The sequence below is a fragment of the Streptococcus salivarius genome (assembly GCF_000785515.1).
GTDB lineage: Bacteria > Bacillota > Bacilli > Lactobacillales > Streptococcaceae > Streptococcus > Streptococcus salivarius.
On record NZ_CP009913.1, the window covers coordinates 1,050,306 to 1,077,038 of the forward strand.

General features: G+C 37.4%; 26 protein-coding genes. 25 read left to right on the forward strand and 1 reads right to left on the reverse strand.

The genetic code is table 11. The annotated features are described in order from the left end of the window. The first annotated feature begins 35 nt into the window (after positions 1–35). The 17 genes from deoD (at position 36) to SSAL8618_RS05210 (ending at position 17,995) form a co-directional block, all read left to right on the forward strand. Positions 36–746 (forward strand): purine-nucleoside phosphorylase, encoded by a 711-nt coding sequence (gene deoD / locus SSAL8618_RS05130; RefSeq protein ID WP_002884979.1) that lies wholly within the window; start codon positions 36–38, stop codon positions 744–746. Between the two features lie 341 nt (positions 747–1,087). Beyond that, entirely contained in the window at positions 1,088–2,548 is a 1,461-nt protein-coding gene (gene cpsA / locus SSAL8618_RS05135; RefSeq protein WP_038675937.1) for an LCP family glycopolymer transferase CpsA, read from the forward strand. After that, positions 2,549–3,280 (forward strand): capsular polysaccharide biosynthesis protein Cps4B, encoded by a 732-nt coding sequence (gene cps4B / locus SSAL8618_RS05140; protein ID WP_038675939.1) that lies wholly within the window; start codon positions 2,549–2,551, stop codon positions 3,278–3,280. It begins immediately after the preceding gene. An 8-nt stretch (positions 3,281–3,288) separates the two neighbouring features. Next, a complete protein-coding gene (locus SSAL8618_RS05145; RefSeq protein ID WP_002884894.1) occupies positions 3,289–3,981 on the forward strand; it encodes a capsular polysaccharide biosynthesis protein in 693 nt (230 codons plus the stop codon). Positions 3,982–3,990: 9 nt separating this feature from the next. Further along, complete coding sequence (locus SSAL8618_RS05150) at positions 3,991–4,731, forward strand: tyrosine-protein kinase (RefSeq protein ID WP_002885033.1); 741 nt, start codon at positions 3,991–3,993, stop codon at positions 4,729–4,731. 56 nt (positions 4,732–4,787) lie between these two features. Beyond that, positions 4,788–6,155: a sugar transferase gene (locus SSAL8618_RS05155; RefSeq protein ID WP_038675942.1), complete on the forward strand. Its 1,368-nt coding sequence runs from the start codon at positions 4,788–4,790 to the stop codon at positions 6,153–6,155. Between the two features lie 32 nt (positions 6,156–6,187). Further along, complete coding sequence (cps2T, locus tag SSAL8618_RS05160) at positions 6,188–7,360, forward strand: beta 1-4 rhamnosyltransferase Cps2T (protein ID WP_038675945.1); 1,173 nt, start codon at positions 6,188–6,190, stop codon at positions 7,358–7,360. Positions 7,361–7,362: 2 nt separating this feature from the next. Next, positions 7,363–8,511 carry a glycosyltransferase family 4 protein gene (locus tag SSAL8618_RS05165; protein WP_038675947.1) on the forward strand — a complete coding sequence of 383 codons (1,149 nt, stop codon included), beginning with the start codon at positions 7,363–7,365 and terminating at the stop codon, positions 8,509–8,511. A gap of 11 nt (positions 8,512–8,522) precedes the next feature. After that, positions 8,523–9,161 (forward strand): DUF1919 domain-containing protein, encoded by a 639-nt coding sequence (locus SSAL8618_RS05170; RefSeq protein ID WP_038675949.1) that lies wholly within the window; start codon positions 8,523–8,525, stop codon positions 9,159–9,161. Between the two features lie 19 nt (positions 9,162–9,180). Next, the gene (locus tag SSAL8618_RS05175; RefSeq protein ID WP_022496047.1) at positions 9,181–10,155 is read left to right on the forward strand and encodes a glycosyltransferase; all 975 of its coding nucleotides are present in this window, start codon (positions 9,181–9,183) and stop codon (positions 10,153–10,155) included. 20 nt (positions 10,156–10,175) lie between these two features. Further along, positions 10,176–11,168 (forward strand): glycosyltransferase family 2 protein, encoded by a 993-nt coding sequence (locus SSAL8618_RS05180; RefSeq protein ID WP_022496046.1) that lies wholly within the window; start codon positions 10,176–10,178, stop codon positions 11,166–11,168. A 28-nt stretch (positions 11,169–11,196) separates the two neighbouring features. After that, entirely contained in the window at positions 11,197–12,363 is a 1,167-nt protein-coding gene (locus SSAL8618_RS05185; RefSeq protein ID WP_038675951.1) for a hypothetical protein, read from the forward strand. A gap of 49 nt (positions 12,364–12,412) precedes the next feature. Further along, the gene (locus SSAL8618_RS05190; protein WP_002884884.1) at positions 12,413–13,828 is read left to right on the forward strand and encodes a flippase; all 1,416 of its coding nucleotides are present in this window, start codon (positions 12,413–12,415) and stop codon (positions 13,826–13,828) included. A 2-nt stretch (positions 13,829–13,830) separates the two neighbouring features. Beyond that, the gene (locus SSAL8618_RS05195; RefSeq protein ID WP_038675953.1) at positions 13,831–14,829 is read left to right on the forward strand and encodes an acyltransferase; all 999 of its coding nucleotides are present in this window, start codon (positions 13,831–13,833) and stop codon (positions 14,827–14,829) included. Positions 14,830–14,842: 13 nt separating this feature from the next. Then, complete coding sequence (gene glf / locus SSAL8618_RS05200; protein WP_038675955.1) at positions 14,843–15,943, forward strand: UDP-galactopyranose mutase; 1,101 nt, start codon at positions 14,843–14,845, stop codon at positions 15,941–15,943. Beyond that, positions 15,940–16,932 carry a stealth family protein gene (locus tag SSAL8618_RS05205; protein ID WP_038675957.1) on the forward strand — a complete coding sequence of 331 codons (993 nt, stop codon included), beginning with the start codon at positions 15,940–15,942 and terminating at the stop codon, positions 16,930–16,932. The genes glf and SSAL8618_RS05205 overlap by 4 nt, the downstream gene beginning before the upstream one ends. Before the next feature lie 10 nt (positions 16,933–16,942). Then, a complete protein-coding gene (locus tag SSAL8618_RS05210; RefSeq protein ID WP_038675959.1) occupies positions 16,943–17,995 on the forward strand; it encodes a glycosyltransferase in 1,053 nt (350 codons plus the stop codon). Positions 17,996–18,031: 36 nt separating this feature from the next. On the opposite strand, the gene SSAL8618_RS05215 is transcribed toward SSAL8618_RS05210, so the two are convergent. Further along, the gene (locus SSAL8618_RS05215; RefSeq protein WP_174411750.1) at positions 18,032–19,051 is read right to left on the reverse strand and encodes a phosphodiester glycosidase family protein; all 1,020 of its coding nucleotides are present in this window, start codon (positions 19,049–19,051) and stop codon (positions 18,032–18,034) included. A gap of 145 nt (positions 19,052–19,196) precedes the next feature. Between SSAL8618_RS05215 and SSAL8618_RS05220 the strand changes: the two genes are divergently transcribed. The 8 genes from SSAL8618_RS05220 to SSAL8618_RS05255 all read left to right on the forward strand — a co-directional run bounded on the left by SSAL8618_RS05220 (position 19,197) and on the right by SSAL8618_RS05255 (position 26,730). Next, the gene (locus tag SSAL8618_RS05220) at positions 19,197–20,015 is read left to right on the forward strand and encodes a Cof-type HAD-IIB family hydrolase (protein ID WP_038675963.1); all 819 of its coding nucleotides are present in this window, start codon (positions 19,197–19,199) and stop codon (positions 20,013–20,015) included. 18 nt (positions 20,016–20,033) lie between these two features. Continuing rightward, on the forward strand, positions 20,034–20,636 hold the full coding sequence (locus SSAL8618_RS05225) for a histidine phosphatase family protein (protein ID WP_038675965.1): 603 nt from the start codon (positions 20,034–20,036) through the stop codon (positions 20,634–20,636). Then, the gene (locus SSAL8618_RS05230; protein ID WP_038675967.1) at positions 20,633–21,241 is read left to right on the forward strand and encodes a histidine phosphatase family protein; all 609 of its coding nucleotides are present in this window, start codon (positions 20,633–20,635) and stop codon (positions 21,239–21,241) included. Before SSAL8618_RS05225 ends, SSAL8618_RS05230 begins: the two co-directional genes overlap by 4 nt. Further along, the gene (locus SSAL8618_RS05235) at positions 21,238–21,834 is read left to right on the forward strand and encodes a histidine phosphatase family protein (RefSeq protein ID WP_038675968.1); all 597 of its coding nucleotides are present in this window, start codon (positions 21,238–21,240) and stop codon (positions 21,832–21,834) included. Before SSAL8618_RS05230 ends, SSAL8618_RS05235 begins: the two co-directional genes overlap by 4 nt. 78 nt (positions 21,835–21,912) lie before the next feature. Beyond that, on the forward strand, positions 21,913–23,049 hold the full coding sequence (locus SSAL8618_RS05240) for an AI-2E family transporter (RefSeq protein ID WP_038675970.1): 1,137 nt from the start codon (positions 21,913–21,915) through the stop codon (positions 23,047–23,049). A gap of 123 nt (positions 23,050–23,172) precedes the next feature. Beyond that, complete coding sequence (locus SSAL8618_RS05245) at positions 23,173–24,609, forward strand: glycoside hydrolase family 1 protein (RefSeq protein ID WP_038675971.1); 1,437 nt, start codon at positions 23,173–23,175, stop codon at positions 24,607–24,609. 247 nt (positions 24,610–24,856) lie between these two features. Further along, complete coding sequence (locus SSAL8618_RS05250) at positions 24,857–25,135, forward strand: phasin family protein (RefSeq protein WP_038675973.1); 279 nt, start codon at positions 24,857–24,859, stop codon at positions 25,133–25,135. 17 nt (positions 25,136–25,152) lie between these two features. Further along, positions 25,153–26,730, forward strand: coding sequence for an ABC1 kinase family protein (locus SSAL8618_RS05255; RefSeq protein ID WP_038675975.1), 1,578 nt, complete (start codon positions 25,153–25,155; stop codon positions 26,728–26,730). Positions 26,731–26,733 lie beyond the last annotated feature (3 nt).

A 26,733-nucleotide genomic window follows, 5' to 3' on the forward strand; every position in this document is an offset into this window, starting at 1 on the left:
ACTTTGCCTCTTTAATGCCCTTGGTATATTATATTATGTCTATTCATATTGCTGCTAAGCAAGGAGAAATTGCTGATAAAATTCTTCTTCCAGGGGATCCATTGCGTGCGAAATTCATTGCTGAGAATTTCCTTGAGGATGCTGTATGTTTCAATGAGGTTCGTAACATGTTTGGTTACACAGGAACATATAAAGGTGAACGTGTCTCAGTAATGGGAACAGGAATGGGGATGCCATCGATCTCTATTTACGCGCGTGAGCTCATCGTTGACTATGGTGTTAAAAAATTGATCCGTGTGGGAACTGCTGGTTCATTGAACGAGGATGTTCACGTTCGTGAGTTAGTTCTAGCACAAGCCGCAGCGACAAACTCTAACATTATCCGTAATGATTGGCCACAATACGATTTCCCACAAATTGCAAGTTTCGATCTCTTGGATAAGGCTTACCATATTGCCAAAGATCTCGGTATGACAACACATGTTGGTAATGTTTTGTCTTCTGATGTTTTCTATTCAAATTATTTCGAAAAAAACATTGAGCTTGGTAAATGGGGAGTGAAGGCTGTTGAAATGGAAGCAGCAGCACTTTATTACCTTGCAGCTCAACACCAAGTAGATGCTCTTGCCATCATGACTATTTCTGATAGTTTGGTCAATCCAGATGAAGACACTACAGCTGAGGAACGTCAAAACACTTTCACTGACATGATGAAAGTTGGTCTTGAAACACTAATTGCAGACTAATCTGTAAAAGGACGCCATTAGGTCGTCCTTTTGTGTTGTAACTAAGATCTACTCGAAGAATCAATAGGTTAAAAATTTTCAAACTACTAGAAAAAAAATAAAAATATTTGGAAGAAAAAGACTTGTAATAAATAGGTAAATATCCGACAATTTAAGGTTCAACCACTAAAAATGTGAAAATAAGTTTACAATATTATAAAAAATGATAGAAATTAAATGCTAGATATCATAATGAAAAACGGTTTCTTCTTTTTTAAAAAGAATGACAATTGAAATGAAGTTATAGTAATGTTATAATGATAATGGGAAATGTCTAATTTTAATTTTTAGGAGCAATTTATATGAGTTCGCGTACGAATCGTAAGCAAAAACGTACGAGTAATAGATCGTGGGGGATGGTCAACGTTGGGTTGACCATTCTGTATGCTATTTTAGCATTGGTCTTATTATTCACAATGTTCAATTATAATTTCCTATCATTTAGGTTTTTGAACATCATTATCACCATTGGTTTGTTGGTAGTTCTTGCTATTAGCATCTTCCTTCAGAAGACTAAGAAATCACCACTAGTGACAACGTCTGTATTGGTTATCTTCTCGCTAGTTTCTCTGGTTGGTATTTTTGGTTTTAAACAAATGATTGATATCACTAACCGTATGAATCAGACGGCTGCATTTTCTGAAGTAGAAATGAGCATAGTGGTTCCTAAGGATAGTGACATCAAAGATGTTAGTCAGCTTACTAGCGTACAAGCACCAACTAAGGTTGATAAGAACAATATCGACACCTTGATGTCTGCTCTAAAGAAAGACAAAAAGGTTGATGTTAAAGTTGATGATGTTGCTTCATATCAAGAAGCATATGACAATCTTAAGTCTGGCAAATCTAAAGCTATGGTCTTGAGTGGCTCTTATGCTAGCCTACTAGAGTCTGTCGATAGTAACTATGCTTCAAATCTAAAAACAATCTATACTTATAAAATTAAAAAGAAGAATAACAATTCTGCAAAACAAGTAGATTCAAAAGTCTTCAATATTTATATTAGTGGTATTGATACCTACGGTTCAATTTCAACAGTGTCACGTTCAGATGTCAATATCATTATGACCGTTAACATGAACACACATAAGATTCTCTTGACGACCACTCCACGTGATGCGTACGTTAAGATTCCTGATGGAGGGGCAGACCAGTATGATAAATTAACCCACGCAGGTATTTATGGCGTTGAAACATCTGAAAAAACTCTGGAAAATCTTTATGGCATTAAGATTGATTACTATGCACGTATTAACTTCACATCTTTCCTTAAGTTGATTGACCAACTTGGTGGTGTGACAGTTCATAATGATCAAGCCTTCACGAGTCTTCACGGGAAGTTTGATTTCCCAGTTGGAGATATCCAAATGAATTCTGAACAAGCCCTTGGCTTTGTTCGTGAGCGTTATAGTTTGGATGGAGGAGACAATGACCGTGGTAAGAACCAAGAGAAAGTGATTTCTGCGATTGTAAACAAGTTAGCTTCACTAAATTCTGTATCAAACTTTACTTCAATCGTTAACAATCTACAAGACTCTGTTCAAACGAATATGTCTCTAGATACCATTAATGCTCTGGCCAATACACAACTTGATTCAGGTTCTAAATTTACGGTGACTTCTCAAGCAGTAACAGGTACAGGTTCAACCGGACAATTGACCTCTTATGCTATGCCAAATTCTAGTCTCTACATGATGAAACTGGATGATTCTAGTGTGGAAAGCGCCTCTCAAGCTATCAAAAATTTGATGGAGGAAAAATAAGTGATTGACGTTCACTCACATATTGTTTTTGATGTTGATGATGGTCCTAAAACTTTAGAAGAAAGTCTTGACCTCATTGGCGAAAGCTATGCGCAAGGAGTGCGTACGATTGTTTCAACATCCCATCGTCGTAAGGGAATGTTTGAAACCCCAGAGGATAAAATCTTTGCAAACTTTTCTAAGGTAAAAGAAGAAGCAGAAGCACTTTATCCAGACTTAACTATTTGTTATGGTGGTGAACTTTATTACACCTCAGACATTGTGGAGAAGCTTGAAAAGAATCTCATTCCACGCATGCACAACACTCAATTTGCTTTGATTGAGTTTAGTGCTCGCACCTCTTGGAAAGAAATTCATACTGGGCTTAGCAATGTTTTACGAGCAGGGGTGACACCAATTGTTGCTCATATTGAGCGCTATGATGCCCTCGAAGAAAATGCTGATCGTGTTCGAGAAATCATCAATATGGGCTGCTATACTCAAGTCAATAGCTCACATGTCCTCAAACCAAAGCTCTTTGGCGATAAAGATAAAGTAAGAAAGAAACGTGTCCGTTATTTCTTGGAAAAAAATTTGGTTCATATGGTTGCTAGTGACATGCATAATCTTGGTCCAAGACCACCATTTATGAAAGATGCCTACGCTATTATTGAAAAGACTTACGGAACGCGACGTGCTCGTAACCTTTTCGTTGAAAATCCACAAACACTACTTGAAAATCAATACATATAGGAGAAACTATGACTCAGGAAAACACGAAGCGTGTTGAAATCGACGTGCTTGCATTATTGCACAAACTTTGGACTAAAAAGGTATTTATTCTATTTACAGCCTTTTATGTCGCTGTCTTTGCCTTCTTGGGAACTTATTTCCTCATTCAACCAACGTATACGTCTTCTACACGTATCTATGTGGTTAACCAAGCTAATGATGGCAAAAACCTTTCTGCTCAAGATTTGCAGGCCGGTACATTTTTGACAAAAGACTACAAAGAAATTATTACATCAAACGATGTCTTGTCAGAAGTTATCAAAGATGAAAAATTGAATATGACAGAAGCTGAACTTGCTAAAATGATTTCAGTTAATATTCCTACTGATACTCGTCTTATCTCAATTTCAGTTAATGCTAAAACTGGTCAAGATGCGCAAACACTTGCCAATAAGGTTCGTGAAGTTGCTTCAGAAAAAATCAAAAACGTGACAAAAGTTGAAGATGTCACAACACTTGAAGAAGCTAAATTGCCAGAGTCACCATCTTCACCAAATATCAAACGTAACGTGCTTCTTGGAGCAGTGCTTGGAGGATTCCTTGCAGTTGTTGGTGTATTGGTACGTGAAATCCTAGATGATCGTATTCGCCGTCCAGAAGATGTAGAAGATGCCCTTGGAATGACACTTCTTGGAATTGTCCCTGATACAGATAAAATTTAAGGAGAAGAAATGCCTCTATTAAAGTTAGTAAAATCTAAAGTAAACTTTGCCAAACAAACAGAAGAGTATTACAATGCCATTCGCACAAATATTCAATTTTCTGGTACACAGATGAAAGTGATTGCGATTAGCTCTGTTGAAGCTGGTGAAGGAAAATCAACGACATCTGTTAACTTGGCGATTTCATTTGCTAGTGTTGGGCTTCGAACACTTCTCATTGATGCTGATACTCGTAATTCTGTTTTGTCAGGTACATTTAAGTCAAATGAGCCTTATAAAGGTCTTTCAAATTTCCTTTCAGGAAATGCTGATCTGAATGAAACTATTTGCCAAACTGATATTTCTGGTTTGGATGTCATTGCATCTGGTCCTGTACCACCTAATCCAACAAGTCTTTTGCAAAATGACAATTTTAGACATTTGATGGAAGTTGCTCGTAGTCGTTATGATTATGTCATCATCGATACACCACCAATTGGTTTGGTCATTGATGCGGTTATTATTGCCCATCAGGCTGATGCCAGTCTTTTGGTTACAGCAGCTGGAAAAATCAAACGTCGTTTCGTAGCTAAGGCTGTTGAACAATTGGAACAAAGTGGTTCTCAGTTCTTAGGTGTCGTCCTTAATAAAGTTGATATGACAGTTGATAAGTATGGATCATATGGTTCTTACGGATCATATGGCGAGTACGGAAAAAAATCAGACCAAAAAGAAGGTCATTCAAGAGCACATCGTCGTAGAAAAGGATAGCATTAATGGGGATGATGCGGCTCCTTATACCTTAACAGATAAAAAAGGGGTTTAGAGTGAAAGAAAAACAAGAAATTCGTCGCATTGAAATTGGTATTATACAGTTGGTTGTGGTTGTTTTTGCAGCCATGGTAGCTAGTAAAATACCTTATACAGAGATTACCCAAGGAAGCATTGTCCTTTTAGGTGTCGTACATGTAGTATCTTACTATATCAGTAGTTATTATGAAAATCTTAAGTATAGAGGCTACTTGGATGAACTCATTGCAACTGTCAAATATTGTTTCGTATTTGCTCTAATTGCAACTTTCCTCTCGTTTTTTGCAGATGGAAATTTTTCTATCTCACGTCGCGGACTTCTTTATGTTACCCTGATTTCAGGTGTTCTCTTATACTTTACAAATACTGTTCTTAAGTATTTCCGCTCTTCTATCTATACACGTCGTAAAAGTAACAAGAATATTCTCTTGATTTCTGATCAGGCACGTCTAGAAAATGTTTTGTCTCGTATGAAAGACAATATGGACGGTAGGATTACAGCAGTTTGTGTCTTGGATAATCCTTATTTCACTGATCCATTTATCAAGTGTGTTAAACCTGAAAATTTGATTGAATATGCGACACACTCAGTGGTAGACCAAGTTTTGATAAATCTGCCAAGTGAGCAGTATAAGATTTGGGATTATGCATCACCTTTTGAGCTCATGGGAATTCCAGTTTCTATTAATCTGAATGCCCTTGAATTTATGAGTCAAGGTGAAAAACGTATCCAACAATTGGGTCCTTTCAAGGTTGTTACGTTTTCAACACATTTTTATAGCTATGGAGATATCTTGGCTAAACGCTTCCTTGATATCTGTGGAGCTCTAGTAGGTTTGGTGCTCTGTGGGATTGTTGGTATCTTCCTTTATCCACTTATTCGTAAGGATGGTGGACCAGCTATTTTTGCTCAAGACCGTGTGGGTGAGAATGGACGTATCTTCAAGTTTTATAAATTCCGTTCTATGAGAGTAGATGCTGAAGAAATCAAGAAGAATTTGATGGCACAGAACCAAATGTCTGGTGGTATGTTTAAGATGGACAATGATCCACGTATTACTAAAATCGGACATTTCATTCGTAAAACGAGTCTTGATGAACTTCCACAATTTTGGAATGTTCTAAAAGGTGATATGAGCTTGGTTGGAACACGTCCACCAACATTGGATGAGTACGAATCTTATACACCGGAACAAAAACGTCGCCTCAGCTTTAAACCAGGTATTACTGGTCTTTGGCAAGTAAGCGGTCGAAGTGAAATTACGGATTTTGATGAAGTTGTAAAACTAGACGTTGCTTATATGGACGGATGGACAATCTGGCGCGATATCAAAATCTTATTGAAAACAATTAAAGTAGTAGTAATGAAGGATGGAGCAAAGTGATGGCTTTCTCCATTTCTTTTAATGGTGATTAAATGACAAAAACAGTTTATATTGTTGGTTCTAAGGGAATTCCAGCAAAATATGGTGGATTTGAGACCTTTGTTGAGAAGTTAACAGAGTTCCAACAAGACAAAGATATCCAATATTATGTAGCTTGTATGCGTGAAAACTCTGCTAAATCAGGTATTACAGCAGACACTTTCGAACATAATGGTGCTAAATGCTACAATATCGACGTCCCAAATATCGGGCCTGCACGTGCCATCGCTTATGACATCGAAGCTCTCAATAAGGCCATTGAAATTGCTAAGGAAAATAATGACCAAGCACCAATCTTTTATGTTTTGGCTTGCCGAATCGGTCCATTTATCTCAGGTATTAAAAAGAAAATCAAGGCTATCGGTGGTACCCTTATGGTTAACCCGGACGGTCATGAATGGCTTCGTGCGAAATGGAGTCTTCCAGTTCGTAAATATTGGAAAATTTCTGAGCAACTCATGGTAAAACATGCAGATCTTTTGATTTGTGATAGTAAAAACATTGAATCTTATATTCAAAAGGATTATGCGAAGTATCGTCCTCAAACAACTTATATTGCCTATGGGACAGATACAACTAAATCTCGATTGACTAAGGTTGATGATAAGGTACGCACGTGGTACTTTGAAAAGGGTGTCATTGAAAACAATTATTACCTTGTTGTAGGACGTTTTGTGCCTGAGAATAACTATGAGGCTATGATTCGTGGCTTTATGGCGTCTAACTCTGACAAGGACTTTGTTCTCATTACCAATGTTGAAGAAAACAAGTTCTACGACAAGTTGCGTCAGGAAACTGGTTTTGATAAGGATCCTCGTGTGAAATTTGTAGGGACTGTCTATGACCAAGAATTGCTCAAATACATTCGTGAGAATGCCTTTGCTTACTTCCATGGTCATGAAGTAGGTGGTACCAATCCATCCCTTCTTGAGGCTCTTGAGTCTACTAAGCTCAATCTCTTGTTGGATGTTGGCTTTAACCGTGAAGTCGGTGAAGATGGTGCTCTCTATTGGAAAAAAGACCAATTGGCAAGTGTCATTAATCAAGCTGAGCAATTAGATGAACAAGCTATCGCAGACCTCAATCAAAAATCAAGTAAACGTATTGCTGAAGCCTTTACTTGGGAAAAAATTGTTACAGACTACGAGAAAGTATTTAAAGGATAGAAATGCAGAAAATTTTATATCTTCACGCTGGTGCCGAAATGTATGGTGCTGACAAGGTTTTGTTGGAGCTTATTAAGGGGTTGGATAAAGATGCCTTTGAAGCTCATGTCATCTTGCCTAACGATGGTGTCTTAGTGAGTGCATTGGAAAAGGTTGGGGCTAAGGTAAAAGTTATCGATTATCCAATCTTGCGCCGTAAATATTTTAATCCTAAGGGAATTCTTGAGTATTTTGGCTCTTATAATCGTTATTCAAAGCAAATTGCTAAATATGCTAAGGATAATGGCATTACTCTTATTCACAATAATACGACTGCGGTACTTGAGGGGATTTATCTCAAACGTAAGTTGAAATTACCTTTGATTTGGCATGTGCATGAAATTATCGTTAAACCAAAAGCAATCTCTGATTTTATCAACTTTTTGATGGGGCGTTATGCGGATACGATTGTGACAGTTTCAAATGCTGTGGCTAACCACGTCAAGCAGTCTCGCTTTGTAAAAAATGACCAAGTTCAAGTTATCTATAATGGTGTTGACAATGCCGTCTATCATGAAATGGATGCTAGTGCAGTCCGTGATCAGTTTGGTATCGCACAGGATGCTTTGGTTATCGGAATGGTTGGTCGAGTGAATGCATGGAAAGGTCAAGGCGACTTCTTAGAAGCTGTGACTCCAATCTTAAAGGCTAATCCAAAAGCAGTAGCCTTTCTGGCAGGGAGTGCTTTTGAAGGTGAAGAATGGCGAGTTGATGAGCTGGAGAAGGCTATATCAGACTCACCTGTAGCTGGGCAGATTAAACGTATCGATTATTATAGCAAGACGACAGAGCTCTATAATATGTTTGATATCTTTGTCTTGCCAAGTACCAATCCAGATCCTCTACCAACTGTAGTTCTCGAATCAATGGCTTGTGGCAAACCCGTAGTCGGCTACCGTCATGGTGGTGTCTGTGAAATGGTTAAGGAAGGTAAAAATGGCCTTCTTGCCACACCAAATCAGCCTGCAGAATTGTCTAAGGCTATTCAAGAATTGGCTGATAACACCGAGAAGAGAGAGCAATTTGGCAAGGCATCTGTCAAACGCCAAAAAGAACTCTTTTCATTACAAAGTTATATTCGTAATTTCTCGGAGTTGTATAAGAAGTACTAAGAAGTACTATTATGAACAGCGAAACACTAAAAAATAAATTAAAACGTATCGTTTATCCAATTATTAATTTTATTCCTAGACGAAGACTCAAGAATAAAAATTTCACGATTATTTGTGATAATTGTTGGGCTGGGAAAGTTTATCAGGAGTTGGGCTTGCCTTATCAAACACCATTTGTCGGGATGTTTGTCTTTTCGCCTGATTACATCAAGATGCTCAAGAATTTAAAACACTATTTGAGCGGAGACATCCCCTTGAAATTTGTTAAGGAATCAAAATATATCAAAGACTTTGATAATGCTTATCCTCTTGCACTTCTTGATGATATTGAACTTCATTTTTTGCATTATGCAGATGAAGAAGAAGCTACTCAAAAAAGGGAACGCCGTTTGAAGAGAATGCATTGGGATAATTTGTATTTCAAGTTCAATGATAATGATGCCTGCACGTATGAGTTGATGAAAGAGTTTGAAGAGCTTCCATACAAGAGTAAGGTCATTTTCTCTTCAAAGAATTATAGTGACTTACCTTCATTGGTCCACTTTAAATCGGCTGAGAAGCAAGGGCATGTTGGTATCGATTTAAAAACTTACCACCGTTATTTTAATACCGTTACTTGGTTGAATAAGGGTGGAGAAGACTTAACATAAAAAATTAGGTAAATAATCTATGAAACCACTTTTAACTGTTGTCATTCCAGTTTATAATGTTGAAAAATATTTAAAACGTTGTATTGAGAGTATCCTTATTCAAGAGTGGAAGAACTATGACATCTTACTTGTAGATGATGGAAGTACCGATAATTCTCCTCAAATTTGTGATGACTATGCTAAAGCATATGAGTTTATATCAGTTATTCATAAGAAGAATGGTGGACTATCTGCAGCTCGTAACACTGGTATTTCTCATGCTGAGGGAGAATATGTCTATTTCCCTGATTCAGATGATTGGATTGAACCAGACACCTTTATATCGTTAGCAGAAGTGGTGGAATCCCAGAAGTTTGATATTATCTCTTTTAATCGTGAGTTCGTGAAAGGTGAAGAAGATGCTATAGTTTCGGATTCATTAGTGACTCAAGTTTTTGAGGGTAAAGCTGCTTTTGTGCAAATGCTTAAGCATAGTTATATTACTGGTTTTGCTAATGATAAAATCTATAGAAAGTCTTTATTTACTGATAATGACATTCAGTTTCCTATTGGTAAATACTATGAGGATCTTGGCACTAATTACAAACTCTTTCTATCAGCTAAAAAGGTCTATGCAACCAATCAAAAGTATTATCACTATCTAATCGATAATCCTGATTCTATTACTCAGTCATGGAATGAAAAGAAATTTAGTAATATGTTTGGATTCTACAAAGAACTTTTCTATTCTGACTTTGTCCGTTCACAATTAAATAAAGAAGAGTTGCAAATATCTCAACTTTATTATGTAAACGGATTGGTTCATATACTAGCAAGTTTGTATAAATCTAAATTAGATAAAAAATATATAGAAATTACTAACGAAGTGAAACAAGAATTGCTTAAGAATAGTGTTTCTCTTTCTCAAATGAAAGACCAACCAAATAAGTTAAAATATGTACTGTTTAGACTAAAATTGTTAAAACTAGCCTTCAGTATACAAAACGTTTTTTGAAATTATTTTAGGAGTCAAATTTGAAATACTCTGTTATTATTCCAGTTTATAATGTTGAGAAATACATTGATCGTTGTTTGAAAAGTATTATTTCTCAAAATTATGATGACTTGGAAATTATAGTGATAGACAATGGATCTACTGATAGTAGTGGTAGTATTTGCGATACTTATGCTAGCGAGTACTCAAATATCTCAGTCTATCATATTGAAAACCATGGTGTTGGTGCGGCACGTAATTTTGGCTTGTCCAAAGCCAGGGGAGAGTTTATCTACTTCGTTGATAGTGACGATTATCTTGTTGGTAATCTCTTTGCTGATTTTGCAGATAAGCTAGTCTCAGATTTGGATTTGGCTGTTTTTAGTTATTACAATTCTTTTGAGGAAGATTTAACTGAGAAGCAGCGTACTGAAAAGTCACTTCCGTTTAAAGGGAGTTACGACAAGGATGGTTTTATCAAGATATTTATTGACTTATTCTTATCGGATATGCTTTACACAATTTGGAATAAGATATATCGCAGAGAATTTCTTCTTGAAAATAACCTTTCTTTTGAGCAGTATGAGTTAGGTGAAGATGTTCGCTTTAATCTTGATGTTTATCGTAAAGTCAACAAGATTTATCTTTCTCAAGATTCCTACTACGTTTATGTCATTGGTAGAAAAGGTTCCGCCATGTCGGGCTATAACCCTAAACGTCTTCAATATCAGCTTCAAGAATTGAAGATGGTTGATAATCTACTTTCTGACTGGAATTTGGATAGTTCAAACTTCGTTAATACTGTAAAATCAAGAATACTGATGAGTAACATCTACAATATAACGAAACAGAATTTATCTGTAAATAGAAAAGTTAAGCTTGTTAAAGATACATGTGAAAGACAAGAGATAGAGGATTTTATAAAGAATGATTCTTCTGCATTGAATCCACTCATAAAACTGTTGTTGAAATGTCGAATGTATGTTGTTCTGATTTATCTTAAAAAAATACAGATGGTATTACAACATTTATAAGAATAATTGAAAGGTATGGAAAGTACTTGTGAATAGCAGTCGCTTTATCTCAGAGAAAATCTATTTATTTACTCTTTTTATTTGGGTATTATTTGCATCTCTGGTAACTACAACTTATTTTGTAAGAGTGGATGGTTTTTTGTCACTCTATCGTATCTTGCTCTATTTTACAATAGGTATGATTACGATAAAGGAACTCATTAATCTTCCTGATACCATTAATTATTTCAGATACCACTTGAAGGAATTAATAATTTTCCTATTATTTACCTTGACCATGTTAATTGTGTCAAAAAATCGAGATGGTCTTCCTGATATTAACGTTTTGCTGTTAGTTTTTTCAGCTAGGGATATAGAGTTCAAGAAGTTATTAGGGACTTTCTCCTTCGCCACATTTTTAGTGCTGTTTGTAACTATTCTAGCTAGTAAGATGGGTATTATTTCAAATATGTTGATGAGTGCTGATAGTGGTTATCGTTATAGTTTAGGATTCAACTATGTGTCCTTTGCCTCTCAGCGTATGTTTTTTGCCCTATGTAGTTACTTAATGTTCAGAGGAAAGAAAGTTTCTTATCTGGAGTTGTTAGCTTTGCTGTTTGCTACGTTTTATATGTACCAACAGACCTCAACCTCAAGTCCACTTTATCTAAGTCTCTTGATTTTGACTTATGCGTTATTCAGTCTTAAGGTCTTTAAGTTTGATTTCATAGATAGTAATGTTATAACAGCGAATCTTGCCAAATATGGTTTTATTATTGCATTGGCTATAACCCTCTATTTCTGTTTCTATTCAACTGGTGATTTATTCCATCTTGTTGACCAATTTACACATAATCGTCTAAGACTGAGTGTTCAAGGATTCCGAAACTTCGGAGTTTCCTTATTAGGTCGACCAATTTCATTTACCACCCTGGACATCTTCGGTAATTTTTCAAGCAACTATAACTTTATTGATAGCTCGTTTGTGCAGTTACTCGTAATTGATGGATTGGCTGTTAGTGCATTCATGTTATTTGCATTAACACGTGTCATGAATTATTTTGTAACTAACCGAAAAGATATCATTCTTGCCTGCTTGGGGGTTATGATCATTCATGGCATGTTTGACCCCCAAATGCTGGTTCTTCGTTACTCACCTCTTATCCTATTGATTAGTCGACTCTTTGTGATGAAGACTGATAAAGATTTTTTGTAATTGAAGCAGAGGTATATCATTTAGAAAGTCTAAACAGAGTCATATACTTATGAAAGTTTTAAAAAATTACGCCTACAATCTTTCCTATCAATTACTGGTCATTGTTTTACCAATTATTACGACACCTTATGTTACTCGTATTTTCAGTTCAAAGGATTTAGGTACTTATGGTTACTTTAATTCGATTGTGACCTACTTTATTCTTTTGGCTACTTTGGGAGTTGCTAACTATGGTACTAAGGAGATTTCAGGGCATCGAAAGGATATTCGTAAAAATTTCTGGGGTATTTATACTCTCCAATTGATTGCGACTATATTGTCTCTAGTCTTGTATACATCATTATGTTTGTTCTTTCCTGGTATGCAAAATATGGTGGCTTATATCTTAGGTCTAAGTTTGATATCGAAAGGAATGGACATTTCTTGGTTATTCCAAGGTTTGGAGGATTTTCGTCGTATTACCGCAAGGAATACAACAGTAAAGGTTTTAGGAGTTATTTCTATCTTCCTATTTGTGAAAACACCTGGTGATTTGTATCTCTATGTTTTCCTATTGACCTTCTTTGAATTGCTTGGGCAATTAAGTATGTGGTTACCAGCGAGACCTTACATTGGAGAACCACAATTTGATTTATCCTATGCTAAGAAACATCTTAAACCTGTTATTTTGCTGTTTCTCCCTCAGGTTGCCATTTCACTATACGTGACTTTGGATCGTACCATGTTGGGTGCCTTGTCATCGACAAATGATGTAGGGATTTATGATCAGGCTTTGAAAATAATTAATATTTTGTTGACGTTGGTGACTTCATTGGGAAGTGTAATGCTTCCAAGGGTATCTGGTCTTTTGTCTAGTGGAGACTATAAGGCTGTTAACAAGATGCATGAATTCTCTTTCTTGATTTATAATCTCGTCATTTTCCCAATTATTGCTGGTCTCTTGGTTGTCAATAAAGACTTTGTTAGTTTTTTCCTAGGAAAGGACTTCCAAGCAGCTAATATTGCCATTGCCATCATGGTCTTTAGGATGTTCTTTATTGGTTGGACAAATATTATGGGAATCCAGATTTTGATTCCACACAATAAACATCGTGAGTTTATGCTCTCTACGACTATTCCGGCTGTTGTCAGTGTTGGACTTAATCTCTTGTTAATTCCTCCATTTGGCTTTGTTGGGGCCTCAATTGTATCAGTTTTAACAGAGGCTTTGGTATGGTTCATTCAATTGTACTTCAGCCTTCCTTACCTCAAAGAAGTACCGATTCTTGAGTCTATGGCAAAAATTGTATGCGCATCTGCTATGATGTATGGCTTGTTGCTAAGTGCAAAACCATTCTTGCATTTTCCACCTACTTTAAATGTTCTTGTGTATGCAGTGCTTGGTGGCCTCATTTACCTTCTTGCTATTCTAGTTTTGAAAGTGGTAGATGTTAAAGAATTAAAACAAATAATAGGAAAAAATTAGAAATGAAGAAAACACGGAATATAAACTTAGACTTGATAAAAGTAATTGCTTGTATAGGAGTTGTTTTGCTTCATACTACGATGCCAGGGTTTAAGGAAACAGGGCGATGGAATTACTCATCTTATTTATATTATCTAGGTACTTATTCAATTCCCTTGTTTTTTATGGTAAATGGTTATTTATTATTGGGTAAGAGCAAGATAACATATCCCTATATACTACATAAAATAAAATGGGTTCTAATAACAGTGTCTTCATGGACCGTTATCATTTGGTTTCTTAAAAGAGACTTCACAATTAATCCAATTAAAAAAATTTTGGCTTCTTTGATACAAAAGAGTTATTTCTTCCAATTTTGGTTTTTCGGCTCACTAATACTTATTTATTTATGCTTGCCGATATTGAAGAAGTATTTACATTCAAAAAGAAGTTATTTATACTTTCTATCTGTATTAACAATTATTGGTTTGATTTTTGAATTGATAAATTTTTTGCTTCAAATGCCAGTGCAAATTTATGTTATACAGACGTTTAGATTATGGACTTGGTTCTTTTACTACATTTTAGGTGGTTTTGTAGCACAATTCAATATAGATAATTTAAAATCAATCTTTAAGGGATGGATGAAAATAGTTAGCTTACTTTTGTTATTGATTTCACCGATAATATTATTTTTCATAGCAAAAACTACTTATCATAATCTTTTTGCTGAATATTTTTATGACAATCTTTTGGTAAAAGTAATTAGTTTAGGACTATTTCTTACCTTATTGACGCTAACCATGGATGCTTCTAAACATAGAATGATCTACTTGTTATCAGTCCAAACGATGGGGGTATTTATTATACATACCTATGTTATGCAAATATGGCAAAAGTTGATAGGGTTTAACATAGAAGGTGCACACTTATTTTTCCCTGTTTTCACATTAGTGATTAGTTTTCTAATAAGTATGATATTAATGAAAATCCCTTATATCAATCGAATAGTTAAATTATAAAAAGGAGTTTATAATGTACGATTATCTTATCGTTGGTGCTGGTTTGTCTGGAGCAATCTTCGCACATGAAGCTACAAAACGTGGCAAAAAAGTAAAAGTGATTGACAAGCGTGATCACATCGGTGGCAATATTTACTGTGAAGATGTTGAAGGTATCAACGTTCACAAGTATGGTGCTCACATTTTCCATACCTCAAATAAAAAAGTTTGGGATTATGTCAACCAATTTGCTGAGTTTAATAACTATATCAACTCACCAATTGCTAACTACAAGGGCAGTCTTTACAACCTTCCATTTAACATGAATACATTTTATGCTATGTGGGGCACTAAGACTCCGCAAGAAGTTAAGGACAAGATAGCTGAGCAAACGGCTGATATGAAAGATGTTGAGCCTAAAAACCTTGAAGAACAAGCTATCAAGTTGATTGGTCCAGATATCTACGAAAAGTTGATTAAGGGCTATACTGAAAAACAATGGGGCCGTTCTGCTACAGATCTTCCACCATTTATCATCAAACGTCTTCCTGTTCGTCTGACTTTTGATAACAACTACTTTAATGACCGTTACCAAGGAATTCCGATCGGTGGTTACAACGTCATCATTGAAAACATGCTTGGAGATGTAGAAGTAGAACTTGGTGTTGACTTCTTTGCCAATCGTGAAGAGCTTGAAGCTTCAGCTGAAAAAGTGGTCTTTACAGGGATGATTGACCAGTACTTTGATTACAAACACGGTGAGTTGGAGTATCGCAGTCTTCGTTTTGAACACGAAGTCTTGGATGAGGAAAACCATCAAGGGAACGCCGTGGTCAACTACACAGAGCGTGAGATTCCTTATACTCGTATCATTGAGCATAAGCACTTTGAGTATGGTACACAACCTAAGACAGTTATCACACGTGAATACCCAGCTGACTGGAAACGTGGAGATGAACCATACTACCCAATCAATGATGAAAAGAACAACGCCATGTTTGCTAAGTACCAAGAAGAAGCTGAGAAAAATGACAAGGTTATCTTCTGTGGACGTTTGGCAGACTATAAATACTACGACATGCACGTGGTCATTGAGCGTGCTCTAGAAGTCGTTGAGAAAGAATTTACTAAATGACACAAGAAAAAATTGATATCGTTGTTCTCTGGGTAGATGGAAGTGACCCAGAGTTTATCCGTGAGAAACAGGCTGTGACTGGTAAAGTTGCAGATTTGGACCAAGAAATTGATGGTGAGCAACGTTATCGTGATTATGGTATCTTTAATTACTGGTTACGAATGATTGAAAAGCATGCTCCTTGGGTAAATAATGTTTATTTGATTACCAATGGGCAAAAGCCAGACTGGTTGAATTTGGATCATCCAAAACTCAAATTGGTCACTCATAAGGAATTTATGCCTAATGAATACCTACCTACCTATAATTCAGCAGCTATTGAGCTTAATCTTCATCGTATTGAAGGATTGTCGGAGAACTATTTGTATTTCAATGATGATATGTACTTGATTAGAGATAGTCACCCTTCAGATTTTTATAAAAATGGTCAACCCAAGCTTTTAGCAGTATACGATGCTTTAGTTCCTTGGTCACCGTTTACTAATACTTATCACAATAATGTTGAATTAATCTATCGCCATTTTCCTAATAAGAAGGCTTTGAAATCCTCGCCTTGGAAATTCTTTAATTTCCGTTATGGTTCCCTAGTTTTGAAAAACTTGTTACTCTTGCCTTGGGGTCCGACGGGATATGTGAATCAACATTTACCTGTTCCAATGAAGAAAAGCACTTTGGCACATTTATGGGAAATTGAAGGGGAAACTTTAGATAAAACATCACGTAATCAACTTAGAGACTATGGAGTAGATGTTAATCAATATATCTGTCAACATTGGCAAATTGAAAGTAATCAGTTTTACCCTATGTCAAAGAATTTTGGAGAGTCGATAGATCTAAATCAAGTTGATAGGTTAGTGAGTATCTTTAAAGATAAACGTAAAAAACTGCTTTGTGTCAATGATGACATTGACTTTAAAGAAGAGTATATCATTCGTTTTAAGGAAATCTTGAAAGAACGCTATCCTAAAAAATCAGCTTTTGAAAAATGAGAAATAAGATATGAAATACTATTTAAAAGAAGAATTTTTACACGATAACAATGTTAAAAATGCAGGAAATAAGGCTCGTAATGACGTTGAAGAAATTGTAAAGAGAGAGGGCTATCAAGCCTTGGTTCTTTCAGTTGACAATTGGTACGAGATGAGCACTGTTAAAGCACAGCTTCATAAATCAAAGGCTTTTGGTCAGGCTTTGGATCAATTGCAACAAGGAGATGAATTGCTTATTCAATTCCCGATGCTTCACCATAGCTTTTTTACAACACATCATGTCAAGAAAGCGCAGAAAAAAGGGGTAAAAGTTAATTTTATTATCCACGATTTAGAAGCTCTTCGTTATGTCAATGTTGAAAATTTCCCTTTAAAGCATAAGATTCGTATTCAGATTCAAGAATCAGGTCTTCTTGGTGCAGCAGATGGTATCATCGCCCACAATCCAATTATGAAATCTGTTTTAGTTGATAAAGGGATTGAGGCAGATAAGATTGTTAGTCTTGGCATTTTCGACTATTTGATTCCAAATTTCCAAGAGAAGACTGGTCTTACTAAGAATCAGCCGATTATTGTGGCTGGTAATTTGGCACAAGAAAAGGCTGGTTATCTTTACTCTCTTCCTGCAGAACCTGCTTATAATCTTTATGGTGTTGGCTTCGACGAGAGCAGAGCTCTTGCAAATGAGACCTACTTTGGTTCATTCCTACCTGATGAGCTTCCTGCAGCCCTTGAAGGTGGTTTTGGACTTGTCTGGGATGGTGATAGTGCTGAAACATGTAGTGGTGTTTTTGGTGAGTACCTTCGCTACAACAACTCTCATAAGGCTTCCCTTTACTTGGCATCAGGCTTCCCGCTTGTAGTTTGGAAACAGTCAGCCTTGTCTCACTTTGTGCTTGAGAATGATTGTGGGATTGCAGTAGAGTCGCTTCATGATTTGAAGGCTACCATTGACAATCTTTCAGATACTGATTACCAAGATTTGCTTGAAAATACTAAGCGTGTTGGTAAAGGTATTCGTGATGGTCACTACCTACTTACCGCATTGAACAATTTGAAATAAGATAAAAAATCCTCACTAAGATGAGGATTTTTTGCATTATTTGGAGATTTTAAACTGGTATTGGGTTCCTGAAACTTTTCCGTTTGAGTAGATTGCTTTAATATAGTCGTCATAAGTAATTGACTTGGACTTACCTGCTTTTACGAGTTCAGGATCTCGCCATACATTTGGGTCAGTAGCATTGCTATCTCGCTTGGTGAGATAGAGGTACTCAATGTAGGTTCTATTGTCGACAAAGGCCCCAGCAACCTTTTCCGTACCATTATCAGATCGTGTATACATACGAGTCGTTCCTCCACCATCTAGCAGGAAGGCAAGACGAATATTCGAGTAGCCTAAATTTTTTAAAAGGTTGTATACGTCTTGGTGATTCAAGCCCTTATTGAGGGAGTTGTGACCATAGGTTTGGATAATACGGATAATACCGTCATAGGTTTCTACGTAAATAGAACGGGCATTTGGTTGGTCGGGGTCACCTTTCTCCCAGGTTTTATCTACCTTTTTATCCTTAATGATAATACCAAAGGCGCCTGTATCCCAACCATTACTTCCCATGTGAGTAAACATTTTAGCAGTGTCTATATTTGGGTAGGTTCCGGCAGTGATATTATTTTGATCATCTCCATATAGAAGGCCTGTTTTGCCCAATTCGATTTCCTTTTGAGCGAAAGGACGATCTAACCCTTCGTAGGACCAGAAACCAGCGTTAATGAGGGCAAGGGCATCTCGACGTTTGGCTTCATACTTAATACTTTGCTCTGTGAGTTCAGGATTATCATCTTCGGTTCTTCCTTTTTGTAGGACATATTTTCCGTCCTTCTTGAAGGATAGAATCTGCATGTCTACATTTTTAATAGTGCCTTTTTCAAGTAGGACAGACTGATCTAAGAGCTCTTTATTTTTTATGGTAAAGCTCAATCCATCCTTATTTGATGGCATGGAAAGCTTCTTAATATCTCGGTTGTTGAAGTAGATGGTGAGGTAGAGCAGTCCCCCAACGATGGCACCAATCATTAGAAGAGAAAACAGTATTCTTAAAATATTCTTCAATTTCATACTATCATTATAAACAATCTGGGCTTACAAAACAATCCTAAGACCATTAAATATCCAAGAATAGTATCAGTTTTTCTTAGTATGGTACTGGTAAGCGTTTTCTAAAAGGGTTATAATAAGAGTAAGTTAGTCAAGGAGGTTCTTTATGACCATTAAGGTGATTGCAACAGATATGGATGGAACATTTTTAGACGATAAAGGGAGCTATGACAAGGAGCGTTTTAGTCAGATTTTAGATGCTATGGCTGCGCGTGATATGCACTTTGTCGTTGCATCAGGTAATAGTATGAGTCGCCTTAAACCCATGTTTGCGGAGACTTTTGACCGCCTGCATTTTGTAGCCGAAAATGGTGGTCAGGTGGTTAGCTATGGCAAGCTTCTATGTCAGGAGTTTATGGCATCAAATGATGTTGAAAACTTGCTAAGCTATTTTAATTATGATTTGTTGGATAGGCCGACTATATTTAATGGTGCTCAAGGCTCCTATATGTTAAAAGGGACTAGGGTTAATTTTGCTGAGATGATAACAGAAGAAGAGCAAGCCGCCATGGAAGCATCCATTCAACGTTTGAATGGGCTGGAGGATTTAGATGATGATTTCATCAAGATTACCATGTTGCTCAGTCCTGAAGAGGCTAATCGTGTGTCACAGGCTTTTAATCGTGATTTTGATGGCAATCTAGTTGCTGTTCCCAGTGGTTTTGGTGCTATTGACTTCATTCAAAAAGGCATGCACAAGGCTTGGGGACTCAAGCAGCTTCTTAACCACTGGGACTTGTCTGAAAATAATATCATGGCTTTCGGTGATGGAGACAATGATCTTGAGCTCCTGCAAATGGCTGGCCGCTCTTATGCTATGGAAAATGCCAGTCCAGCTATTTTACAAGTGGCAGACCAAATAGCACCGCACCATAAGAATCAAGGGGTCTTGACTATCTTAGAAGATTATTTAGGTTTATCTTAAAAAAGGGTGGTAAAAGTAATGAAGTTATATTTAATGCGACATGGTGAGACATTATTTAATACACAAAAGCGTGTTCAGGGATGGTGTGACTCTCCCCTGACTGAAAATGGGATCTGGCAGGCGGAAGAAGCTAAGCAGTACTTTGCTAAGAAAGGTATTTCTTTTGACGCTGTCTATTCATCTACGCAAGAGAGAGCAACTGACACGGCAAAGATTGTGGCGCCCGAGTATACTGTAACTCAGCTTAAAGGAATTAAAGAAATGAATTTTGGCTCTTTTGAGGCACAACCTGAGCACCTCTTGCCAAAACATCGACCTGGCACACGATCTTTCGAAGATCTTTTGGTTCCATATGGAGGGGAAGATATCCGTCAGGTTGGCCAGAGGGTTTTAAAGACTGTTATAGAGAAAGCAGAAGAGCATACTAAAGAGGGTGATGAGAATCTTCTATTTGTTAGTCATGGAGCGGCTTTATGGGGATTGATCATTTTCATGGACTTGGCCTTTCCTGAAGGAGTGGGCTTTGGAAATTGTAATGTTTGTGTTTATGATTATAACCAAGGTCAATTGGAGCTTCTTCAGGTGATTGATCCGATTTCTGGTTTAGAGGTAACATTATGAAAGAATTTTATTTAATGAGGCATGGACAAACACGGTTTAATGTTCAGCATAGGCTTCAGGGGGTCTGCGATGCCCCTTTAACGGAAGTCGGGATCGAACAGGCTAAAAAGGCTGGTCAGTATCTAGCCAAGCAGGAGCCAATTTTTGATCATGTCTTTACGTCAACCTCTGAGAGAGCTAGTGATACCCTAGAAATTGTGACTGGACGAACAGACTATGAAAGACTTAAAGGTCTTAAGGGACAGGATTTTGGAGCTTTTGAGGGCCAGCCAGAGTATCTTACTCCTAAAACCTTACCTGATGGACAAGGCTTTGGTGATTACTTTGTTCAATTTGGTGGCGAGAGTACGACCCAGGTTCGGGATCGTATGGAGTTAACTATTAGGGCCATCATGGAGAGTGTGGCCGATGGTTCTAAGTCCTTGCTAGTTAGTCATGGACCATCTATTTTGCAGTTTTGTAGACGTGTTTTAAATCCCGCCCCAGATATTCGTGGTCTTAAAAATTGTTGCATCTTACATTTTACCTATGATCAAGGGCAATTTGAACTGGTTTCAGTATATAATCCTGTAGAAGAAGAGTATATCTTTGGAGGCGAAGAATGACACGACTCTATTTAATGCGACATGGACAGACACTTTTTAACACACTCAATCGGATTCAAGGTTGGTGTGATTCTCCATTGACCGAAAAAGGTCGGGACCAAGCTCGTCAGGTCCGTGCTTATTTTGAAAAACATGATATGACTTTTGATCAGTATTATTGTACGACAACTGAAAGAGCTTCTGATACCATTGAATTGGCGACTGGGCGTACTGATTATCAACGTGTTAAGGGGCTAAAAGAAATGCATTTTGGTATTTTTGAAGGTCAGCCAGAGTATCTTCATCCCAAGACACCTGTTGTGGGGCATTTTGGTGACCACTATGCCCAGTTTGGTGGGGAAAGTCAGGATCAGTTCGTTGCGCGTGTTGTTGCGAGTGCTAAGGAGATAGTAGATAAGCATCCTGACCAATCTATTTTAGCTGTTAGTCACGCTGGAGCCTTGATGACTTTTCTTCATGCCGTTGAGCCAGAGCGGGCCTTTCAGTCTTGTCCAGGCAATTGTGCCATCTTAGTTTTTGATTACGATGGATCGAGCTTTCACTTTGTCAAGCTGATAGATCCAATAGCTGATCAAGAGTTGGTGGAATTTTAGCGGCTTTCTATGATCAAAGATAGTAAGAAACCCTTTCTTAGTGTATAATGGAAGGGTATTTTAAATTTTGGAGTGCCTATGAAATTTACAAAAAATCAGTTCATTTGGTTGGCTGTCCTTTTTTTCAGCTGTTTCTTGATTTATACTTACTGGGAAACCGTTGTTTCAATTTGTAACACTATTTACATTGCCAGTCAGCCCTTCCTGGTTGGAGCAGGGATTGCCTTTGTGGTCAATATCCTGATGTCTTTTTATGAGAAGCTACTGGTCAAGTTTATTCCATTTGGTTTTATAGCTAAGATCAAGCGTCCTATTTCTTTGCTCTCGGCATTGGCGACCATTGGTTTGGTCTTTACTTGGGTAGTCTTCACTGTTCTTCCCGATTTGATTGACAGTATCAACACATTGATTAGTCAAGACCGTTCAGCTATTAATAATTTGATTAATTGGCTGCTTAAAAACAAGTCCTTGCAAAAAATTATTCAAGATCTTGGTGGTGTGACACAGGTTAGAGAGCTAATCAATAGCTACAGTGCTCAGTTGCTTCAACAAATCATGAATGGTTTGACAAGCTTCTTGACTTCGTTAACGAGTCTACCATCAACCTTGATTAATCTCTTTATTAGTATCGTCTTTTCTTGCTATGTTTTGGCTGGGAAAGAAAAACTTGGAAATCAGGTCAATCGTTTGGTAGATGTCTATTTAGGACGTTATGGTAAGACTTTCCACTATGTGGTTGCTATTCTCAATAATCGCTTCCGCAATTTCTTTGTTTATCAGTCGATTGAGGCTTGTATCTTGGGAACCTTGTGTTATATTGGGATGCGTATCTTTGATTTTCCATACGCCGCGACTATTTCTATCCTGATTGGCTTTTCAGCTATGATACCAGTTGTGGGGGCCTATATCGGTGTGACAATTGGTACCATCTTGATTATGACACACTCTGTGACCTTGGCACTTTTGTTTATTGCCTACGTGGTTATTTTGCAGCAGTTTGAAGGAAATCTCATCTATCCTTATGTGGTTGGTGGCTCTACCGGACTTCCTGGTATTTGGGTTATCTTCGCTATCACCATAGGTTCTGCTTTGGGTGGTATCTTGGGCATGTTGGTTTCTGTGCCAGTAGCCGCCACCCTTTATCAGATTGTTAAAGATAATGTTGTTAGGCGAGAAGAGGCCAAAGCAGCAAATGCTATTGAAAATAATGATTAATTAAAACAGACTTGGGTCTGTTTTTTTCGTACTATAGTATCAGATGTCAATAAGATAGTATAAGTGTAATCGTTTTCTAAGTGTTATACTATTAGTATATTAAACAAGACGAGGAGATAAAAGATGACTTACACATTTCCAAAAGAATTTCTCTGGGGTGGTGCAACAGCTGCCAACCAATTTGAAGGTGCTTATAACTTAGATGGCAAAGGTTTGTCTGTACAGGATGTGACGCCAAAGGGTGGTGTTCCACTTGAACCTGGGTCTTTGAATCCTTTGATTACAGATCAACCAACAGCAGATAATCTAAAGCTAGAAGGTATAGATTTCTATCACCGTTATAAAGAGGACATAGCACTTTTTGCAGAGATGGGCTTCAAGGTCTTTCGTATGTCAATTGCATGGTCTCGTATTTTCCCAAATGGTGATGATGCTGAGCCAAATGAAGCTGGCCTAGCCTTCTATGATAAAGTCTTTGATGAATTGGCTAAGTATGGCATCGAACCACTTGTAACCTTGTCTCACTATGAAACACCCCTCAACTTGGCGCGTGAATACAATGGATGGACTAATCGTAAATTAATTGGTTTTTATGAAAACTATGTCCGTACCGTCTTCACACGTTATAAAGATAAGGTCAAATATTGGTTGACCTTTAATGAAGTGAACTCTGTTCTACATGCACCTTTCATGTCAGGTGGTATTGCGACACCTATGGAAGAGCTCTCTAAACAGGATCTTTACCAAGCAGTCCACCATGAATTAGTCGCATCAGCTTCAGCAACCAAGATCGGACATGACATCAACCCTGATTTTAAGATTGGTTGTATGGTTCTTGCCATGCCTGCCTATGGGATGACAGCTAATCCTTTGGATCAGTTGGCTGTTCACGAGTTTGAAAATCAAAACTATCTCTTCTCAGATATCCATGCGCGTGGGAAATATCCAAACTATATTAAACGCTATTTCAAAGACAATGGTATTGAAATACAATTTTCTCCTGGTGATGAAGAAATCTTGAAGAATACCGTTGATTTCATTTCATTCTCTTATTATATGTCTGTGGCAACCGCACATAATCCAGAAGACTATACGATTGGTAAAGGAAATATTATGGGTGGTGTTGAAAATCCCTACCTTGAGAAATCTGAGTGGGGTTGGGCAATTGACCCAATCGGTCTTCGTCTAGTTTTGAATGATTTCTATGATCGTTATCAATTGCCATTGTTTATTGTCGAAAATGGTTTGGGTGCCAAGGATGTCCTTGTTGACGGTCCTGATGGTCCAATAGTTGAAGATGATTATCGTATTGATTATCTTCAAAAACACTTGATTCAAGTAGGTGAAGCTCTTCAAGATGGTGTGGAGCTTTGGGGCTATACGACTTGGGGACCAATTGATTTGGTCTCAGCTTCAACGGCTGAACTCAGTAAGCGTTATGGCTTCATCTACGTTGATCGTAATGATGATGGTAGTGGTAGCTTGGCTCGTTATAAGAAGAAATCATTTGCTTGGTATAAGTCTGTTATCGAAAGTAATGGTGAAGCTCTTTACAAATAGAAAATCGTTAAGAATCTCAGCAAAAGCTTGAGATTCTTATTTAGTATTTAGGTACAACGTTGATAAATAAGTATTTCGGCGAATGTATTTGCATATCGAGTATTAAACTACTACAGAATGTAATTTATGTTCATTAACACATTTTCTGAAAAAGTGGTAGAATAAAAGTGTGAAAACGTTCTTATATTTTCTGAAGAAGTAGCTAGTCTATTTCTTTGCTTTTCCTACTTAGATGGAGGTAACGATAATGAATGATTTGAAAAAAGTTCTCTTAGCTGGTATTGGCTTGACTGCTATGACAGTTGATAAAGCTGATAGTTTTGTCAAAGAGTTAGTTGAAAAGGGGCGTTTGACTGTTGAAGAAGGTAAGGAACTAGAACAAGAGCTCAAACGTCAAAGTAAGGAAGAAGCTCAAGAATTTTTGAATAAACTTGATGCTAAGAAATCTTCAATTGAGTATGCGACTAAGGATGATGTGAAACGTCTTGAAGAAAAACTTGACGCTTTGCTCAGTCAAAATAAATAAAATGTAAGGAGACTAAAATGGCAAGTAAACGATTGAGACATGTGTTGAAGGTTTTCTCGTCAGTTGGTCTCCTTTCTTATCGTGAAAAACACCTTCCTCAAGACCAACAGACAACACCTGTCAAGCTACGCCAAGCCTTTGAGCAATTGGGGCCTAGTTTTGTTAAAATTGGTCAAATCCTATCCACGCGCTCTGACCTTTTGCCAGAGGCCTATATCAGAGAATTATCAAAACTCCAGAGCTCAGTTCCTCCCTTGAATAAAGAGGAAGTCATGACGGCCATTAGGCGAGAATTACCTAGTGGGCTTTCTGACAGTTTCCTTGATTTCTCGGAAGAGCCCTTGGCTTCTGGTTCTGTAGCTCAGACCCATAGGGCTAGATTGTTATCTGGTCAGGAAGTGATTGTAAAAATTCAGCGACCTGGTATTGATGAGGTCGTTAAGGAAGATATTCAGCTTCTCATTAAGCTTGCACGCCATATTCCAAAGCATTTTATACCTATGGTCGATGTTCAGGAGGTTTTGGAAAATCTGCGAGAAACCCTAATTAAGGAACTTGATTTCAGAAATGAAGCAGAGGCCATGAAGCGTTTTAAGGCAAATAACAGGGCTGTTGCTTGTCTAGGTGTCCCGGAGGTCTATGATTCCTTTACGACGCCACACCTCATAGTCGAAGAGTACATCGATGGGATTCCACTTAATGACTACAGCCAACTGATTGAGGCTGGCTATGACCTGGAAGATGTGGGCAAGAAACTCATGTTGTCATTTATCAAGCAGGTTTTCAAAGACGGCTATTTTCATGGTGATCCTCATCCTGGAAATCTCTTGGTACGTGATGGTAAGATTTATTTCATTGACTTTGGGATTATGGGAGAGTTGGAAGTTGGGATGCGTGCGTCCTTAAATGACATCCTATATAGTTTTACTGCTCAGGATGTTGACGGCATGACTAAGGCTATCTTGTCAGTTACCCAGTTTGATAATGGTCTAAACCGTGCGGTCCTAAGTCAGGATGTAGAGCAGATGCTGGGGCGTTATTCTGGTGTTGACTTGGGAAGTCTATCCATGACAGATTTACTAGAGGATTTACTGGCTATTTTCCAGAAGAATCATCTTAAAGCCTCGTCTCAAATTACCATTTTGGAGAAGGCTTCGCTTCAAATTGAAGGTATTTTCCGAGAGTTGGCCCCAAATATGGATTTGATGACTTTGGCCAAGGATTATTTCCTAGAAAATATGGGCCCTGACATGCTTAGGCAGGCCCCGAATAAAGAGAGTATCTTGATTGAACTCTTTTATCTGATTCGCAATGGAAAAAATATTCCGCGTCGCCTACATCAGCTCTTAGAGCAGATTTTAAACGGACGAATTGTGGTAAACCATGATTTTATCAACTTTTCAGGTCGAATTAAAGTCTTTGAGAAAGTTTTAAATAATCTGGTTTTAGCCTTGTTGACATTGGGATTTCTACTTTCCGGTGCCCTTTTGGCCAATAAATCAGGTTTTGAAAATCTTGCCTGGCTATTTCATGGACTTGGAACTTTTCTAGCTTTGATCACGGTAGTGCGTATAATATTTAAGAAAAAAGGATGAAGT